Here is an 18,527-nt window from a genome sequence, read left to right as displayed (position 1 = left end):
TTGTTTCGAAAAAACTTTTTGAATTACTACTTTTTTTTCAAAAGCACCTTTGTTTTTTGGGTTATCTTTGTTTGTCAATTTTTATAAAAACTACAGCCCAGATGTTGCCATATAAATCCTTAATTCAGATTGATCGAAGTTCGTCCGTGAATATTTATATTCAGGTTTGTAATAATTTTGTTACCCTGATTACCAGTGGTATGCTTCAGCCTTCGGACGTGTTGCCAAGTTCCCGGATTCTGGCAGAACTTATTGGTATAAACAGAAATACTGTAAAACTGGCTTATGAAGAATTGATTAGTCAGGGTTGGGCTGAGTCTGTAGAACGCAAAAGTGTTTTTGTACTTTCAAGATTACCTGTTATTTCTAAAACCATAATTCCAGAAACCCAAAAAGTGGTAAATGGGCAGGAATCTTTTATTTGGACTAATAATTTTAAGGATAAAACCTTAAGCACAAACTTACAAAAAACAGGTCTCAGGATAGATGATGGTTTTCCGGATGTTCGTCTGGCGCCTGTAGATCAGTTAATGAGAGAATACAGAAGTTTATCGAGAAAATTCTACGGGAAAAACTTCCTGAAATATGGCAATTCAAAAGGATCAGAGCATCTTCGGATTTCTATATCAAACTATCTGGCAAATACAAGAGGACTGATCGCTTCTTCTGAAAATATCCTGATTTCTAAAGGCAGCCAAATGGGGATTTATCTTGCTGCTCAATTGCTTCTTAACAGGGGAGACGTTGTTGCTGTGGGAGTTTCAAATTATGGTTATGCCGATGATACTTTCAAACATTGTGGTGCAAAACTGGTTCGTATTCCGGTTGATGAAAACGGAATGGATATCGATCATCTGGAAAATATCCTGCAAAAGCAAGTCATTAAAGCATTGTATATAATTCCGCATCATCATTTCCCCACAACCGTAACACTTAGTATGGACCGCAGGCTAAAGTTGTTTGGTCTGGCAAAAAAACATCGTTTTGCTATTATTGAAGACGATTATGATTTTGATTTTCATTATGAAAACAAACCATATTTGCCTTTGGCGAGTATTGATCACAATCACAATGTGATTTATATTGGTTCAATTTCCAAGACTTTTGCGCCGGCTTTACGGATTGGGTTTATGTCCGGACCGCCTGCATTTATTACTGCGGCGGCTTCTTTAAGAGAATTAATCGACAAACAGGGCGATACGCTTCTTGAAGATGCTTTTTCTATATTGTTTAATAATGGCGAGATGGAAAGGCATTTTCGGAAATCATTAAAAATCTACAAACACAGAAGAAATCTTTTTTGCGATATTCTTCAATCTGACTTTAATGATAAAATCGAGTTTGAAATACCCGAAGGCGGACTGGCAGTTTGGGCTGCTTTTGATAAAAGTATCGATTTAGTAAAAATGTCTGAAAAGGCACTGAAAAACGGACTTTTTATCGATAACGGACTTTTTTATAAAAATGAATCTTTTGATAAAAATGGCATGAGACTGGGTTTTGCATCCATTGATGAAAAAGAAATAATGAAGGCTTTCGAGATTCTAAAAAAGAGTTTGTAATTTTTAAATAATAACGATTTACTAAAAGGTTAAAATAGATTTTAAAATTAAATCAGCAAGCAATTTAGAATGTAGAATCTGGGCTGGTCTTTATTTTAAAATTGGTATATTTTGCATCCAGTTTGTTGTTCTAATTTTGTTGTAAAGAAAAATGAAATAATAATTACATAAACTTTACAAACATGAAAACAAGGATTCATATTAATAAAACAGAGCCGGAAGGATATAATGCTATTCTTGGACTGGAGAAATTTATTGAAAACTCATCGCTTACGAGAACACATAAAGAGTTAATAAAAATTAGAGCTTCGCAAATAAACGGCTGTGCTTTTTGTATTGATATGCATACCAAAGAAGCGCGTAATGCCGGAGAAACAGAACAACGTATTTATGCTTTGAGTGCATGGCGTGATACTCCGTTTTTTACTGAAGAAGAAAGAGCAATACTGGCTTTGACGGAAGAAGTTACTTTGATTAGCAATCATGTAAAAGATGAAACTTATGAAGCAGCTGCAAAGGTTCTGGATGAAAAATATCTGGCACAGGTAATTTTAGCCATTATTACGATTAATGCCTGGAACAGAATTGGTATTTCTACGAACTTAATGCCGGTTTAAATTTAAAGACACGAATAAAATAATAAAAAAGGATTTAAAATATCAACATATTTTAAATCCTTTTTTATTTGCTATTCAATAATTGAAAGAGAAAAATCAGCTCTTGCTTTTTTGCTTTTTCTTTTTTCCTAACCAGATTAACAAACCTGTAATAGGTAAGGTTAGGGCAAAAAGAGAGACTAAAAACGCGATAATCTTGGTTGGTAAACCGTAAATACTTCCGGTATGAACCGGATAATTCAGACGTCTTATTTTGTCTCCGTTAGAAAAAGATTCATAAGGTCTTGCCTCAATTTCCTTAGCTGTATATTTATCAAAATAAGCTGCGCTGGATTGATTTGGAATTGTTTTTTCAGAGTATTCCTTTAATACTAAAATACTATTGATGGTATCAATCGGCATTCTGATCTGGATATTTCCTTTGTACGGAAAAATGCTGTCTGCTGTATTATAAATGCTTTGATAAAACGCAGTATGATTTAATTTAGGATCTGTTTTGGTTGGGTTTTCTACTTTTGCAGATGGTTTTTTAGTGGTTCCGTCAGCAAGAAAGTAAACACCATCCTGAAACCAGCTAAAGGCAAATGATAATCCGGTTAGGGAAATGAGCAACAAAATAAAGAAGCTGTAAAAACCAAAAGTGGAATGGAAATCCCAGTTAACTCTTTTAAAAGATGCACTCCATTTAACGGTTAATCTTTGTTTTAGGTTTTTCATCTTTTTTGGCCACCACAAAACAATACCGGAAATGAGCATAAAGGCAAAGATGAGACAAGAACTTCCTGTGATAATTTCACCAAAATCGCCCATTAACAATTGTCTGTGTATGGATAATACTACCACAAAAAATCTGCTTTCCTGAGGCGTTGTTGCCAGAACTTTTCCTGTGTAGGGGTCGATAGAAAAAAATTGTGCTTTTTTATCAGCATCTTTTCCCAGAATCTGCATAGTTCGTGCAGGATCATTATAAGTATAGATTCTGGTAATCTTTTTTATCGAGTATTGTTTTTGAAGTATATCTGTGCAATAGTCGATTGTTTTTTTTGTCGTGCCAATCGTGGTTACATTATAATATTCAGGATTTATGGCTTTATCGATTTCTTTTTCGAATACTAATATACTTCCGGTTAATGCCGCTATAAAAACGATTAAACCTGAGCCCAGACCAAGCCATAAGTGTAAAAATCCAATATTTTTTTTAAATCCTTTCTTCATAAATGTGCCATTTTTTAAATCTTTTATAAGTTGTAAAATGTCGATTATTACAGCTAATATATAGATTCAGCAAAGATTTTGTCAATCTTATAATAGAGTTACTAAAATTCTGCAGCAAATTTATGCTTATTTAGACTAAGTATACAATGTGTTTAATAAAATATCTTTTTAAAACTTTAGAATAATTGAAAATTGTTTTTAATCGAAAATCGGGCAGATGTTAATATATTATATTTCTGATTAATTTTTGATGTTGTACGATATATAGTATGTAAGAATTATTTTTAGGATTACATAAAATCCAACGCTATCATTTAAAATAGGCTGATAAAACGGCTGTAATATTTGAAGTTGTTCGTATTTCTGCACAATAAATAGAAATATTACTTGTTAAACGATTATTAATTTTTATTTTTGCGCTGTTTTTATTGATTCTAAATAAAAACAAAATACTAACCAAATTTAAAAATCAATGAAATATCTTAGTTTAAGAACATCACATTTTTTATTTATTATAGTCTTTTTATTTTCGGTGTTTTCTTTTGCACAACAAAATCATGGAAAAATAAAAGGTCAAATTACAACTTCTGACGGGCAGCCTGCATCAGATGTGAACATTGTACTTAAAAATTCAAAGTATGGTACTACTACCAATGAAGACGGGAATTTTGAAATTAACAGAATCAGAGAGAATATTTACATCTTACAAATTTCTCTGGCGGGTTACGAAACTTCAGAAAAAGAGGTTACGGTTGAAGATAATAAAACTTCGATAATAAATGTACAGCTTAAGGTTTCTAATAAGGAATTACAGGAAGTTGTAATTAATAACAGAAAAAGTCTTCTTTCTAAAAAAACTCAATATGTTGCAAGAATGCCTCTTAAAAACATAGAAAACCCACAAGTTTATAATGTTATACACAAAGAACTTATTCAGGAACAAATTGCAATTGATATTGCAGGTGCAGTAAAAAATGCACCCGGAGTTGTACCTCTTAATTACCCTTCAGGCGGATTTGCCGTTATTTTTAGAGGTTTTACGGTAGGGATTAATTCCAGAAACGGAATGGAAACGCTGTCTGGCAGATCAAGTGTTGGTATTGCAAATGTCGAAAGAATAGAAATATTAAAAGGACCTTCAGGAACTTTGTTCGGATCGTCTGCTTCCTCTTTTGGAGGTGTTGTGAATCTGGTGACTAAAAAACCTTTTGAAACATCAGCAACTGAAATTTCATACACGGCAGGAAGTTTTGGTTTAAACAGGCTTACAGTTGATATAAATACACCTTTGACTAAGGATAAAAAAGTACTTTTCAGGGTTAACGCAGCTGTTAATAATGAAAAAAGCTTTTTAGATTACGGGTTTAATAAGACAATTTCTTTTACACCAAGTATTACTTTTAAAGCGAATGAAAAACTTACTTTTAATATCGATGCTGAGTTGTTTACGGTAAATAGTACAAGACCTTTATTCCCAACGGTTACGGCTGCATCAGGAATTACAAATCCCAGAGACATAAAATTAGGTTATAAAAAGTCGTTGGTTTATGATGATGCCGATGCAAAATCTTCTTCATCAAAAGCATTTGTTCAGGCTGAATACCAAATAGCGGATCACTGGAAATCGACTACTTTATTTTCTTATGTAAACGAAGATTTAGATTATAGTTATCAGGTTTTACCAACATGGACTTCGCCTACAACGGCTACTATTCGTGCAACGCTTTTTGGACCAATTTCAAGTAATTATACCAACATTCAGGAGAATATCAATGCTGAATTTACGACTGGAATTTTAAAACATAAAATATTGTTTGGCGCTAATTACAGATATTATACTGATACTTTTTCGTCGACACCAACTCCTACAGCTCCAATTAGAACAATTGATGTTAGCACTAATTTTAATCCGATAAGAAGAAACGAAATTGATAAAGTATTGTTAGCGCCGGTTATCAGAGCCGGAAGGGACGAATATACTTTTAGCGGTTATGGTTCTTATGTATTGGGCGTTGCAGACAGATTATATGCAATGGCGAGTTTACGTTTAGATAATTTTGAAAGAAAAGAAAGCGGAACTGTGCCAGGTTATAGTCAAAACTCCTTGTCGCCAAAACTAGGAATTGTATACCAGATCGTTAAGGATCAGGTTTCTATTTTTGGTAATTACATGAACGGATTCCAAAATTTAGCTCCGGTTACACAACCAAATGGTGAACAATTGGTATTAGATCCTCTTTATGCAAATCAATATGAGGCGGGTATTAAAACAGAATTGTTTAATAAAAAATTAAGCGCTACAGTAAGTTATTATAATATTACGAATGATAATGCTGTAATTAGACAAGCTGATTTAGTTTACCAACAAGATGGAAAACAGGTAAGTAAAGGTGTTGAATTTGAATTTTTGGCTAATCCGTTACCAGGTTTGGATATTACTGCGGGATATGCTTATAACGATAACCGCATTGTAAGAACAAATGCTGCCAACAAAGCTATCGAAGGAAACAAAGCACAAGATGCTCCTGAAGATGTGGCAAACTTTTGGGCTTCGTATAAATTTCAAAATACGTTAAAAGGTCTGGGTATGGGTGTTGGAGCTAATTATGTAGACAAAAGTTATATGTCGACTGCAAATACTTTCTATATTCCGTCGTATACTATTTATAACCAAACTTTATTCTATGAGCAATCAAACTGGAGAGTAGGAGTTAAGGTAAATAATTTTAGCAATAAAAAATACTGGAGTTCATGGGGAGCACCTCAGGCTCCGGCAAATTTCTTAGTAAATCTGACCTTGAAATTCTAAAAAACGTATTTGGTTAAAATTAGAAAATCACCTCTGTTAAGAGGTGATTTTTTTTTAAATATCTCTGTTTGCAGTCGCAGTGTTCAGTCTCAGTCTCAGTTTGCAGTTTGCAGTCTCAGTCCTCATGCCAGCGCGAGCGTCCCGCTCGTGAACTGAAGCTTTTAATTTGGAACTAACACGAGCGGGACGCTCGCGCTAGCCTTTGGTGCTCTGATAAAAATATAGGTATTCAGTTTTCAGTCGCAGTACTCAGTCTCAGTATTCAATCCCAGTTTATGTCACAGTATTGAAAAAAATACTTAAATTGAAAGCTGAGACTGAGACTGCAAACTGAGACTGAGACTGAAAACTGCGACTAAAAACTAAGCATAACTCAATTCCAGCGATTCTTTAAGTAATGGATAATTCACTTTTCCGTTTGGTGTAAGTGGCACATCCTCTATAAACATAACTTTTAAAGAATTGGCATGCAGATTCAGTTTTGCTTTTAAGACTTTTAGGATTAACTCTTTATTTAAATTTTGATCTGTGTACATAACGGCTAAATGTTTGTCATTAATTCCGAGGCAAATAAAAGTTTGACCGCCCAAAGCATCTTTCAGAAGCAATTCTGTTTCATCCAGATTTAGCCTCACACCAAATAATTTTACAATTCGTTTTATTCTGCCTACAATATAATAGTAACCTTCTTCATCTTTTCTGGCTTTGTCTCCTGTGTTTAATTTTTCCTGTTGTTCGAAAAACTGAAGATCAAATCGGATATTTGCGTAACCGCCAAATACATTTGGACCAATATAAATGAGCTCATCTGTTTCGTTATCGATCTCAAATCTTCCGTTTTTAACGGGTAAACCAATCGATGTTCCTTTTCTTAAAAGATCTTTGGGAGGCAAATACGCCATTCTTCCGCAAGCTTCAGTCTGTCCATATTGAGCAAAGAATTGTTTGTCGAATTTCTCACTAAATTCTGCAATTGCTTCGATGAGTTTTTGGTTTAACATGCCGCCTGTATGTGTAAGATATCGCAGCGAAGGATGATCTTTCCTGAAGAACCCAATACTATACAACATCTCATAAAAATAAGGTACTCCGCCTAAGGTAGAATATCCGTATTTTTTAAAATCTGCCCAGAATTCTTTCTGGAAAGCATCTTTATCCGTACACACAATCTGATTTGCTTTGATACAATTGGTCGTAAAAATAGATAAGCCATACACAAAATTAATGGGCACATTTAAGGGCACCACATCATCTGTTCGTATCGGCATATATTCCATAATAGACTTCGCATTCTGAACCAGGTTTTCATCAGAAAGTCTCACGAATTTTGGTGAACCGGTTGTTCCGGATGTACTTAATAAAAGTTTGGTTTTGGCATGTATTGGATAAATTAAATTCACATTTCGCTTAAATAATATTATCGCATCTGATGCTTTTACGGCGCTATAACCTTCTATAGCAGTTCTGGTTGGATCATAGATATAATAAGGAGTATATTTTTGTTCTAAATTCTCCTTAAAATCTTCCAGTAAACCCATTCCTAATAAGGCAATTGTATACCTGCTTTGATAAAAGTTCAGTAACGTTTCTATCGCCGGCAACTGATTATCATTATAGATAAAGACTACAGAACGCAGGTTTTCTATTTCTAAGGATTGGTGCATTTCTGCAATAGATTTCGAAAGTCCCGTACTGGAATCTGTAAAGATCAGTTTTTCGTTTTTTCGGATTAAATCATATAGTTCCATAAGTTTAGGTCTATTTTAATCGGTTAAGTTTAATTATTGAAAAATGATTTAACACATAGTTCAGAAGTCTAATAAATCTCTCGCAAAGTCGCAAAGCCGCAAAGATTTTGTCATTTCGACCGAAGAGAGAAATCACACAAGAAACTCCGTTCCCATAATCGCTAATCTTTGTCGATCAGCGCGTGTGATTTACTTCTTCTGTTCGCTGTCGCTCGGGTCTCCTCCGTCGAAATGACAATATTGTGGTGACTTTGCGAGAAATTTTATTGACATTAAGCTTCGAAACTATGTGTTAAAAGTCTTACGACTTGTTCTAATTAATCTCGAATCCGTACTTTTTAAGGATATTTTTAATTTTTGTTACACTTCCCATTTCCAGGATATCCTCCATTTCTATCGAGATATTATAGGTACTTTCCAGTTCTTCAACCAAAACTAAATGACTCATGGAATCCCATTCGGCAATAGCCTGATATTCTAAATCATCGTTTACTGCTTCAACAGGAATTTCAAAGGCTCTTGCAAATACTCCGTGTAATTGTTCTATTGTACTCATTTTTCTATTATTTAAATTAAATTGATATTGTGTTAAAATTTGTATGTGATGATGTTAGAAACATAGCTATGAATGTCGCTCCGCTGGAGGCTACAAATATGTCGCTCCCCTGGCTATAAATATTTCGCTCCTCTGGAGGCTATAGATATGTCGCTCCACTGGAGGCTACAAATATGTCGCTCCTCTGGAGCTCTTGCAAAAACTGATTTTTCTATAAATATTTTGCTCCGCTGGAGGCTATAAATATTTCGCTCCTCTGGAGCTCTTGCAAAAACTTGTTCTGGATTTTCTATCGATATATCGCTCCTCTGGAGCATGCTATTTGACCAATACTAGTCCCAGAGGGACGTAATATCTATAGAAATTCAGAATTCGTATTTAATGAACCCCAGCGGGGTGACATATATATTCGCGCAGATTAAGATTGTAGCAGGTTTAATTTTAAATAATAATCTGCACACATCCGCTTAAATCTTTTTAAAATCCGCGTGAAACATTTTTTTAAACTTTGGTATGTTTCCATTTTCCTTTCCTAAAAACAATTATACAGGCGACTGCCAATACAATTTCAGATACAAGGATGGCTGTAAAAACACCATTTGATCCCAGTTCAAGCGATATTCCCAAGGCGTAGGCGAGCGGAATCTGCACGATATAAAACATTAATATATAAAGCCAGGTAACGACTTTTACTTCTCCCGCGGCATTGAGCGCTCTTGAAATTACCATTGTATATCCTAAAAGAATATAGGCCATCGAAATAAAATGAATGTATCTGGTACTAAATGAGATTACTTCCGGAATATCTGTAAAGATTTTTACAACTGGAACGGCAAGGAAAATCCAGCAAATACCAATTAAAACCAAGAATCCCATGTTTAGCATTCCTGCTCTCCAAACTGATTTTTCGGCTCTTTCCGGTTGTTTTGCACCAAGGTTTTGTCCGGTTAATATTCCCGCTGCATTTCCTAATCCCCAAGCAGGCATTGTCGCAATAGATGTTACTCGTTGCGCTAAAATATATCCTGCCAACGCGTTGGGACCAAAATGAGACATAATCTTAATCATAAAAACCCAACTCGAAGCCGGAATAATAAACTGAACTGTTCCGCCAAAAGCGAGTTTTAGGACTCTTTTGAAAATTGCCAGATTAAAGACCAATTGTGCCAATCCTATTTTCAAGACGGTTTTGCGTCTTAAAAGAAACCATGCCTGATAAAGTACACCAATAACCCTGGCAATTAAAGTAGCTAATCCCACACCCAGTAATCCGTAAGCGGGAATTGGTCCCCAGCCAAAAATAAAGATCGGGCACAATACGATGTTTAGCGCGTTCGAAAGCCAAAGGATTCTCATTGCGGTTGAAGCATCTCCGGCACCGCGGAATATTCCGTTTATGACAATGCGCAGGATCAGAAATCCGCTTGACGCAAACATGACAATTCCGTATGTGGTTCCTTCCTGAACCATAGCGTCAGAAAGTCCCATGGCACTCATAATATCTGTTGTCCATATCGCACAAACTACACTTATAAGTATCGCAATTGGGGTTGTTGCATAAATTACCTGCATTGCTGTTTGTCCTGCCGCTTTGAACTTTTTCTCGCCAATTCGTCTGGAAATCATTGCCGATGCCGCAATCCCCAAACCTATTGAAACCGAATAACAAAAGGTGATAAAAGTTGTCGTTGCTCCTGCAATCGAAATGGCGTTTGTACCTAATCTACTCACAAAGAAAAGGTTTGAACACACAAATAAGGATTCCATTAAAAGTTCTGCAACCATTGGTACAGATAACAAAATGATGGTTTTATTGATACTGCCGGAGGTAAAATTACTTTCGGTTCCGGCAAGAGAACGCCTTAAAAGACCAAAGAAAGAGCGTGTTTTTAAAATGGCTTCTTTCATGAGTTTTCTTTTTCTGTTAACGCTTCTTCATGGATTAGTTGATGCAGCGGATTCGGAATAAAACCACTTTTTTTCATATGCGGAAAACCAACTGTTTCTTCGTAACCATTATACAAACGGCGGCTATTGAAAATAAGGCGTTTGAACTCCGGAATGAATAAATTGTATTTGTCAAACATATCCTGCAGTTCCGGATGTTCGTCCTGATATTCTAAAATAATATCGTGAACGCAAGTCCAGAAAGAAACTTCAGAATAGTTTACTGTTGTTATTAATACATCACTCAGATATCTGAAAAATGCATCAAAAACGGCAATAAGAATCGTTAACGGCGCATTTTCAGGATTTGGAGAAGCGACAAACATATTATCGATAAATTCCTGCGGAAGCTTTTTCTTTCCTTCTTCATTAATCAAAATATCTCCCACAAAATCCTGCAAAGCGATTCGGGTTGGTACATAATCCTTTAGAATAAGAATCACATTTTGCCCATGTGGATCGATACATAACGAATGCTGGTAATAAATTTGAAGCACAGGTTTAAGATAGGCTCTCATATAGGCTTTTAACCATTGCTCTGTAGAAAGTCCTGATTTTATAATCAGTTCTTCTACAAGGCTTTTGCCATGATCGTCTACATATAATAGTGCTGCCATTGTCATTAGATTCTCTCCGTGTTTGAGGGAATTTACCGGACTCTCGCGCCACATCGCACCTAAATATTCATTGTATTGGTACGGAGGATTTACAATTTTACTATAACTGGGATGTGTATAGGTAACAGAAACCATTTCGCCTAAAAGCACAACTTCCATCTTTTGCAAATGTTCGTCTTTTTTAAGAATGTCTTTAAGATATTCTGTAAGTCGTGGTGCAATAGATAATTGTCTGGGACACAATCCTCTAATATGACTTGTATTCAGGATAGACATCGACGTTTTTACGTAATGTTTATTGGGTTTGCTCTGATTAAAAAACGTACGAATACTTTGTTGCGGACTATAAATATCTTCTGTTAATTCTAACGGAATAAGATTTTTAGACGCAATCTCATGAGAAAACTGCATAACCAGTTTATTCTGCCATTGCCATAAATGCACAGGAATAAAAATATAATCATCCGGATTTACTTTTGACTGAATCAGCTTATTTTTAAAAGCTTCTATTTTTTCGGTTCCTATTTCATCTTCATAGAAAGTCTGCTCACTCATATTAGTTTGTAAGCGTAAAGTTGCTCTGTTTTTATGAGCAGCAACCCAGACTAATTGTGTTTTTTGACCGGATTCCGGGGTGTAATTCTCATAATCTTCAGAGTCAAAACCAATTCGGCCTTTGTTTACAATTACCCAAGGATGTCCGTCAAGACTGTGTTCTATGGTTTGAAAATCGGCATTTGCTAATTTTGAAGCCGACAAACGACGTTTTGAATGAATAAAAGCATCAGCATATAAAGTATGCAGCAATTCCTCGATATAATGTGCCAATGTAAAAGAGTTGATTCCAAAAGTTTCCTGAAGTTCGATAAAGAAATTGGGTACGTCGATGCGATCCAGTTTCACTTCATCTTCAATTTTATGAATGCTTTCTTTGACAATATGCCAATAATTCAGGAATCTTGGATAGGCAGAAAAACGGTAATAAATAGTCTCTTTATCGGTTTCTAATATAAAATGGGTAAGACCATTATCTTCGGTGCCAATTATTTGTGGCTTTGCAACATCTTCACGCATTAATTCGGCAATACTTTTGGCGAGCAGGTTTCGATTTACCTGATCCCAAATCACTGCGTTAAGATGCTGTGCGTCTTTGAATGTGTTTTCCGGGGTTATCATTCTAGTGGTATTTTATTAGGGTCTAATTATTTAATTGTTGTGTGTAATTAACTTTTAACACATAGATAAGTAGGATTTTGATTTCTTAATTTTTAATAACCAATTGTCAGGCTGAGCGGAGTCGAAGCCCACGTGCCAATTGGAACGCCCTTCGACTTCGCTCAGGGTGACATGCAAAGAAGCTGCTAAATGTGTTTGTTTTTTAGCATTCTTTTTTGCATTAAAAACCTATGTTTCTATGTGTTAAATTATACACAGCTTACTCGTTTATTAATTCCAAAATATTAGCTTCAGACAATTCCTGTGTTGCTTTTTGTACACCAAATTGTTGAAAAGCAATTCGTTTTTCGACCTTATAAACTTCACGATTTGCAAGTTGATTAATGATGATCGAGTTTCTGTAAGCGCCCATTCCCAGATCAGGAGTAGAAAGACCATGCGTGTGTAATTCGGCGTTTTGGACAAAAATATCCGTACCATTTTTATCGATAGTATAATTTCGATGTACATTAAATAATCCATTTTCTAAACGGTTTATCTTGTTTTCGATTCCGGATAAAATAGCGGGTTCTTTGTATTTATAACCTGTTGCCAGAATAAGATAATCGCTTTGATCTTCAAAAGGCTGGTCTAATTCTGTGTGAACAAAATCCATAGAATAAGAACCATCTGAGGTTTCGTTTACTGAAGTCAAGCGCAAATTCGAACGTAATTCGACATTTAACGGTTTGTCTTCTAAACTCATTTCGTACAGACTATCAAAGATTTCGTTGATTAATTCCTGATCAATTCCTTTATAAAGACCGTGTTGACGGGCTAAAAGCTGTTGTCTTTTTTCAGGAGACAAACTATGAAAATGATCTACATATTCCGGAGAAGTTAGTTCCAGCGTTAGTTTTGATTTATTATCCAAAGGAAAAAAGTGAGACGAACGCGTAAACCATTTTAATTGCAAACCATTTTCGGTTTCTGGTAAAAGATCGCGGAAAACTTCGGCAGCACTTTGTCCGGAACCAATTATAGTTACAGATGCATTTTTATGAATACGGGATTTAAAATTCAGGTATTTTGAAGCGTGAATCACATTTGGAAATTCAGGATCGATAAACTCCGGAATATGCGGAGAAGTTCCGGTACCCAAAACGATTTTGTTTGCATGATAAGTTGTCGTAATACAGGTCTGGGTATTAATGACCATGATTTTGTAAACTCCATCAATATGATCGATCGAAACTACTTTGTGTGAGAACTTGCAATTTTGCAATTGCGCCGCAACCCATTTGCAATATTCGTTATATTCTCGTCTGTAAATAAAGAAGTTTTCACGAATATAAAATTTGTACAAACGATTGCTTTGCTTGATATAATTAAGAAAGCTGTACTTATTTGTAGGATCTGCCATTGTGACCAAATCGCCTAAAAACGGAACCTGAAGTGTGGCGTTATTCAACATAAGTCCCGGATGCCAGTCGAAGCTTTCTGACTGATCAAAAAACAATGCCGATAGTTCTTCAACAGGTTCTATAAGTGCGGCAAGTCCAAGATTGAAAGGACCAATCCCGATCCCGATTACGGAGTATATTTTTTCTGTACTCATTGTGGTATTTTTATGAATTAAACTTGGGGTGCTGAAACGGTATTATTCTGAAAATCTTTGGCTGCAGGAAATTTTGCCCAATACCATTCTCTGTAGCAAAAGTTAAGATTGGCTTTTTTATGAGGCATTTCGATCACTTTTTCGATTTTAAAACCTACGTGGGCTTTATTCATCATCGATGCAATGGAATCTACAGATCCTTCACCAACCATTTTACCTACTTTTGGTTCTCCAAAGACAAAATCCATCATCGTTTGTGTTGCCGGCGATCCGTATTTTAGTTTAGGATCTGTTGGCGCGATAAATTGATGTGTTCCATAATCAGATGGCAGAACATCATAATAATCTCCCACAATATCACGGCTTGCCCAATATACTTCGATATTAAAAGTAGGAACGCCATTTGCTTCACCAATAAAACTGTGACCGTGATCTCCGGGAAGCAACATTCTGTAAAAGGCTTCGATTTCGCGAATTGGCCAGTTCATTTGCCAAATTTTCAGGGCGTGTTCACGGTGAAACCATTCGTGAAGCATCTCAATATCTTTGTCAATATCTACCGGACGCAAGGTTATAGTTACATTTTCTTTCTCGAAAAAGCGGCTGAAAACGGTCGTATTCTCTTTTGGATTAATTAATTTTTTAGAGAAAAAATGCTTGTTTAACGGGTTAGGATATTTTTTGTAAACCGCAGGATTTGTTCTTGGCGCGCTGGCTTCATCCATATTGTTTAAACTGGTTAGGAGATTTCCTTTTACAACCAGTTTTACACTATTGGTAAAATGATTTACAAGACCTGTAGTATCTGATTCTTCTTCGTTTTTTAAAGCTTCATAGATCAGGTTAAGAAGTATAGTTTCGTCTGCCAGTTTATTTTTGCCCAGAATATTCACTACGCCAAACAAGTGGTTTACAAGAAGATAATATCCCCAGAAATCAATGATTCTGCTTTCGGCAATAAATGATCTGCTTTCTTTACCAAAATCAGGAATCAGGCTTTCGAGTTCTTCCACTTTTCCCTGACGGAAAAAATAGCCCTGATTGTCCCTAAAATAAAGTTTTGCCGGAAAAAGATCTTCGTCAAATTCAATCAGCATGTTTTGTTGATGAAACTCAGATCCAAATCCGTATTTATTAAAAATACCAATAAGCGGCGTTATAGTAATATTTAGATATTGCTTAAACCATGCAAGCGCAGTATCTGTTGCAAATGCATCTTGTCTTTTGGCAGCTTCATTGATAAGATTTAGTATTCTTGGTGATTCGCCCAGAACGCCGTCCTGACAAAGAGAAGCGACCATTGTTACATTTTTTTTAGCATTGGAACCGTGAAAAGGGTTTTGACGAACGCTTGTACTAAAACCATCAATAATATTATCGTTATAAGTAACGGCAATAAACGTGGGATCAGTTATAAGTTGTATTTGAGGATATTCTTTTTGGATGTCTTTTCCCCAACTGGTTTTCATAAGTTGCGCTGCATCATAACCACGATTTAATTCATGGAGATAATTAACACGGAAAGAGTTGGTAATTTTTACATGCAAAGAGAATTTGTACATCCATTCGCTTTCTTCATTATAAACGGTTCGAACAGATGAAGTTGCTGTATAAGAAGGTCCAAATTCGCCAAGACTGAAAAGAAGTTGCTTCGATTGCATTTCTTTTACTTCTTTTTGATCCAATAAATAATTGGCTTCCCAAGGATGAACGGGAACTACTTTATAATTAGAATAAAAAACAAGTAATTCCTTAGAATGTTCATCTGCGTATTTTACGATTTCTTCTCTCAAGTGATCTGTAATCAAATAGTCTGCAGCACTTTTTTCGATTACATTTTCAGGATGAATCAGGAAGAAATGTAAACCAAATTTCCCTCCGGTTTCAGGAGAATATTTTAGTAATTCATCTTTGGTAAAACCTTCTCTGCTTTTAGGCAAAGGATGTACCGTGTGTCCTAAAATCAAAGATTGCTCAGATTCTATAAAAGATTGTTCGGCATTGTTGGCAGAATGATCGCTGTTTTTATAATGTTCCAGATAAAGTGCGAGATTATCGATACTGTTTTCCATACGTTTTTGAGTAGGAAGCGCATCGATATCAGGATAATCTGTTTTAGCATATTCGCTGATAATTTCAAGAAATTCCATTGGGTTTATTTCCCTGAAATCATCAGATGCAATAGTGCGCGATACAATTGGAAAACCAAACGAATGAACGCCACTTTCAGAAAAATAAGTAAGCGGAGCAAAAACTTCCTGACCAATCGTGGTAAAATCAAATCTCAGAAATAAGCTGTGATCGATGGTTTGCATAAAATCTGCCAGCGTTTGGTCGTATTTGGGAATACCTTCGTAGCGGCTCCAATTACTAAATTCCCTGCAGTAACAATTAATCAGGGATTTAAAATTTACCTGTTCTGCCAGTTGGCGAAAATTAGTTAAGTCTGTGGTATTCATTTCCGTTTTGTTTAATGAGGTTAAGTATTTTTTTGATGTCATTTAGGGTTGTAAGCGGATTAAAAATGGTGAACTTGAGATAGAATTCTCCGTTTACTTTTGTACTGGCAACTAAAACTTCTCCGCTAAAAAAGAGTTTTTCTTTTATGTATTGGTTGACTTCGCAAGAAGTAGATTCTGCCGGACCATCCAGATATCTGAATACTAAAACGCCTAAATCTGAATGGCACAAAAGCTCGAAGTTTTCATCAGATTCTATGATTTCGGCAGTTTTTTGGGTTGTTTCGATTATTGTGTCCGTAAATTGCCCTAGTTTTTCTTTGCCCAAATAACGGAGCGTAAACCAAAGTTTCAACGCATCAAAACGACGTGTACTTTGTATAATAGATTTGTTGATTTGCGCCGGAAGTGCATCGTAATTTTGCTCTTTCGGATTGAGATAATCAGCGTGATGCTTGATAATATTAAGATGCAGTTTGTCTTTTACAATAAAAGCGCTGCTGCTTATGGGCTGAAAAAATGATTTATGATAATCGATTGTTACAGAATCTGCGAGTTCGATTCCGTTTAAAAGATGTCTGTGTTTCTCGGTCAGTAATAATCCGCAGCCGTAAGCCGCATCAACGTGAAGCCATAAATTATTGCGGTTTGCAACATCTGCAATTGCTTTTAGCGGATCTACGTTTCCAAAATCTGTAGTTCCGGCAGTTGCTGTAATCGCAATCGGGATATTGCCTTTTTCTATTTCCTGCGCAATTGCTTTTTCGAGTTTTTCAGGATCCATGCGGTATCTTTGATCCACGCCAACATGCACAATTGCTTGTTCGCCAAGTCCTAAAATCCAGGCATTTTTATGATTGCTAAAATGGGCTTTGTCTGAAACGAAAACTCTGAATTTTGAAGCATCCGGAGGAAGACCGTCCAGTTTAATATTCCATTTTTGATATTCAAGAGAATAATAATCCCTTGCTAAAAGCAATCCCATTAAATTACTTTGAGAACCTCCGGCAGTAAAAATTCCGTCGCCTTTTGTATAGCCAATTTGCTCACTTGTCCAGTCTATAAGTTTGCGTTCCATAAAAGTTCCGCCGGCACTTTGATCATATGTATCCTGAGAAGAATTTATGGCACTTATCAAAACTTCGGCTGCCAAAGCAGGGATTACAACAGGGCAATTTAAGTGTGCAATATATTCCGGAAGGTGATACGCCGTGGCATGTTTTACATAAAGTTCGTCGACTTCATCAAGCAGACTTTCATAATCGGGCAGAGGTTTGGCAAAGTCTACCGCTTCGACTTTTGACTTAATTTCGTCAGGTCTAATGCCGCTAAAAGGTTTTTTGTTGTTTTCAAGAAAATTCGAAACACGTTCCTGTGCAAGTTTTACGGCCTGAGCATATTCGGTACCTGAATTCTGGTGGAAAATGTCTTTATACAAATCCTGTTCTGGCAAAAGCGCTTTTTCTGCTACTTTTTCATTGATTAGTGTGGTATTCATAGTGGTATTCATTTAGGGGTTTTAGTTTTATTTACTCGAGGTAAATGACTTTTTTAGACAAAGGCGTCCTTTTCTTTTTAGATGATTTTAAACTCTCAGGATAATAACCGAGGTAGAGGAGACCCAATGATTTTTCGTTTTCTGCCAGACCAAATTCAGCAACATAATCTATTGCAACGCCTTTGGTACTCCAGTAACTGCCCACTTTATGTGCCGTGCAGGTTAGTGCAATGTTTTGAACTGCCGATGATACAGCAGCAATTTCTTCCCATTCCGGAAGATCGATTTTAGTGTTTCGTACCATCACAATCCCAATAAGGCAAGCAGCGTTTAAGGGGTAATCTCTAAGATAATTTAATTTCTCTTTTTGGGCTTCAGGCGATAAATCACTATAAAAATCCTTGTAATAATGCGCCATAAATTCTCCGTATTCTTTCAGGTACTTTCCTTTAAAAACAATAAATCTCCAGGGCTCTGTCATTTTGTGATTTGGAGCCCAAGTGGCGTTCGTCAGGATTTCGTTGAGAAGGTTTTTGGGCAGTTCTTTTTTTACAAACTCATTGGCGTATATACTTCTTCTGTTGCGAATATTCTTCGATATTTTTTTTAATTTATCAGAAGAATCTGATTCCTTGGTTTTGCTGGGTTTGTTGCTAATTATCATATTTTTTTCAAAATTTTTAAGAAAATTCTTTTGATTTTAATGAAATAAAAATATATTTGTAA

12 protein-coding genes are annotated in these 18,527 nt (G+C 35.8%); 3 read left to right on the top strand and 9 right to left on the bottom strand.

Annotated features, from left to right (window positions below; all coding sequences use genetic code 11):
• Nucleotides 1-101 precede the first annotated feature (101 nt).
• Together ASF10_RS22120 and ASF10_RS22115 are read left to right on the top strand one after the other, a co-directional pair.
• Nucleotides 102-1,562 (top strand): PLP-dependent aminotransferase family protein, encoded by a 1,461-nt coding sequence (locus tag ASF10_RS22120; RefSeq protein ID WP_056254369.1) that lies wholly within the window; start codon nucleotides 102-104, stop codon nucleotides 1,560-1,562.
• A 182-nt stretch (nucleotides 1,563-1,744) separates the two neighbouring features.
• Nucleotides 1,745-2,179, top strand: a complete 435-nt coding sequence (locus ASF10_RS22115) for a carboxymuconolactone decarboxylase family protein (protein WP_056254366.1) — start codon at nucleotides 1,745-1,747, stop codon at nucleotides 2,177-2,179.
• Between the two features lie 96 nt (nucleotides 2,180-2,275).
• On the opposite strand, the gene ASF10_RS22110 is transcribed toward ASF10_RS22115, so the two are convergent.
• Entirely contained in the window at nucleotides 2,276-3,394 is a 1,119-nt protein-coding gene (locus ASF10_RS22110; protein ID WP_056254363.1) for a PepSY-associated TM helix domain-containing protein, read from the bottom strand.
• A gap of 472 nt (nucleotides 3,395-3,866) precedes the next feature.
• Here ASF10_RS22110 and ASF10_RS22105 point away from each other — a divergent pair, with 472 nt between their 5' ends.
• Nucleotides 3,867-6,203, top strand: a complete 2,337-nt coding sequence (locus tag ASF10_RS22105; RefSeq protein ID WP_056254362.1) for a TonB-dependent receptor — start codon at nucleotides 3,867-3,869, stop codon at nucleotides 6,201-6,203.
• Nucleotides 6,204-6,565: 362 nt separating this feature from the next.
• Here ASF10_RS22105 and ASF10_RS22100 read toward each other — a convergent pair whose 3' ends face one another.
• The 8 genes from ASF10_RS22100 to ASF10_RS22065 all read right to left on the bottom strand — a co-directional run bounded on the left by ASF10_RS22100 (nucleotide 6,566) and on the right by ASF10_RS22065 (nucleotide 18,465).
• Nucleotides 6,566-7,951 carry an AMP-binding protein gene (locus tag ASF10_RS22100; RefSeq protein ID WP_056254359.1) on the bottom strand — a complete coding sequence of 462 codons (1,386 nt, stop codon included), beginning with the start codon at nucleotides 7,949-7,951 and terminating at the stop codon, nucleotides 6,566-6,568.
• 313 nt (nucleotides 7,952-8,264) lie between these two features.
• A complete protein-coding gene (locus ASF10_RS22095; RefSeq protein WP_056254356.1) occupies nucleotides 8,265-8,507 on the bottom strand; it encodes an acyl carrier protein in 243 nt (80 codons plus the stop codon).
• A gap of 501 nt (nucleotides 8,508-9,008) precedes the next feature.
• Nucleotides 9,009-10,415 carry an MATE family efflux transporter gene (locus ASF10_RS22090; protein WP_056254354.1) on the bottom strand — a complete coding sequence of 469 codons (1,407 nt, stop codon included), beginning with the start codon at nucleotides 10,413-10,415 and terminating at the stop codon, nucleotides 9,009-9,011.
• On the bottom strand, nucleotides 10,412-12,247 hold the full coding sequence (locus ASF10_RS22085; RefSeq protein ID WP_056254352.1) for an IucA/IucC family protein: 1,836 nt from the start codon (nucleotides 12,245-12,247) through the stop codon (nucleotides 10,412-10,414). The genes ASF10_RS22090 and ASF10_RS22085 overlap by 4 nt, the downstream gene beginning before the upstream one ends.
• Nucleotides 12,248-12,506: 259 nt before the next feature.
• Nucleotides 12,507-13,844 (bottom strand): lysine N(6)-hydroxylase/L-ornithine N(5)-oxygenase family protein, encoded by a 1,338-nt coding sequence (locus ASF10_RS22080; RefSeq protein ID WP_056254349.1) that lies wholly within the window; start codon nucleotides 13,842-13,844, stop codon nucleotides 12,507-12,509.
• 17 nt (nucleotides 13,845-13,861) lie between these two features.
• Nucleotides 13,862-16,303, bottom strand: coding sequence for a GNAT family N-acetyltransferase (locus tag ASF10_RS22075; protein ID WP_056254857.1), 2,442 nt, complete (start codon nucleotides 16,301-16,303; stop codon nucleotides 13,862-13,864).
• A complete protein-coding gene (locus ASF10_RS22070; protein ID WP_056254855.1) occupies nucleotides 16,281-17,801 on the bottom strand; it encodes a pyridoxal phosphate-dependent decarboxylase family protein in 1,521 nt (506 codons plus the stop codon). The genes ASF10_RS22075 and ASF10_RS22070 overlap by 23 nt, the downstream gene beginning before the upstream one ends.
• A gap of 31 nt (nucleotides 17,802-17,832) precedes the next feature.
• The gene (locus ASF10_RS22065; RefSeq protein WP_056254346.1) at nucleotides 17,833-18,465 is read right to left on the bottom strand and encodes a nitroreductase; all 633 of its coding nucleotides are present in this window, start codon (nucleotides 18,463-18,465) and stop codon (nucleotides 17,833-17,835) included.
• Between the last annotated feature and the right edge of the window lie 62 nt (nucleotides 18,466-18,527).

Source organism: Flavobacterium sp. Leaf82, assembly GCF_001422725.1.
Classification (GTDB): domain Bacteria; phylum Bacteroidota; class Bacteroidia; order Flavobacteriales; family Flavobacteriaceae; genus Flavobacterium.
This window is presented reverse-complemented; position numbering and strand designations above follow the sequence as displayed.

Coding starts and splice junctions, on each gene's coding strand:
- ASF10_RS22120 (WP_056254369.1), top strand. CDS start 102: ATGTTGCCATATAAATCCTTAATTCAGATTGATCGAAGTTCGTCCGTG.
- ASF10_RS22115 (WP_056254366.1), top strand. CDS start 1,745: ATGAAAACAAGGATTCATATTAATAAAACAGAGCCGGAAGGATATAAT.
- ASF10_RS22110 (WP_056254363.1), bottom strand. CDS start 3,394: ATGAAGAAAGGATTTAAAAAAAATATTGGATTTTTACACTTATGGCTT.
- ASF10_RS22105 (WP_056254362.1), top strand. CDS start 3,867: ATGAAATATCTTAGTTTAAGAACATCACATTTTTTATTTATTATAGTC.
- ASF10_RS22100 (WP_056254359.1), bottom strand. CDS start 7,951: ATGGAACTATATGATTTAATCCGAAAAAACGAAAAACTGATCTTTACA.
- ASF10_RS22095 (WP_056254356.1), bottom strand. CDS start 8,507: ATGAGTACAATAGAACAATTACACGGAGTATTTGCAAGAGCCTTTGAA.
- ASF10_RS22090 (WP_056254354.1), bottom strand. CDS start 10,415: ATGAAAGAAGCCATTTTAAAAACACGCTCTTTCTTTGGTCTTTTAAGG.
- ASF10_RS22085 (WP_056254352.1), bottom strand. CDS start 12,247: ATGATAACCCCGGAAAACACATTCAAAGACGCACAGCATCTTAACGCA.
- ASF10_RS22080 (WP_056254349.1), bottom strand. CDS start 13,844: ATGAGTACAGAAAAAATATACTCCGTAATCGGGATCGGGATTGGTCCT.
- ASF10_RS22075 (WP_056254857.1), bottom strand. CDS start 16,303: ATGAATACCACAGACTTAACTAATTTTCGCCAACTGGCAGAACAGGTA.
- ASF10_RS22070 (WP_056254855.1), bottom strand. CDS start 17,801: ATGAATACCACACTAATCAATGAAAAAGTAGCAGAAAAAGCGCTTTTG.
- ASF10_RS22065 (WP_056254346.1), bottom strand. CDS start 18,465: ATGATAATTAGCAACAAACCCAGCAAAACCAAGGAATCAGATTCTTCT.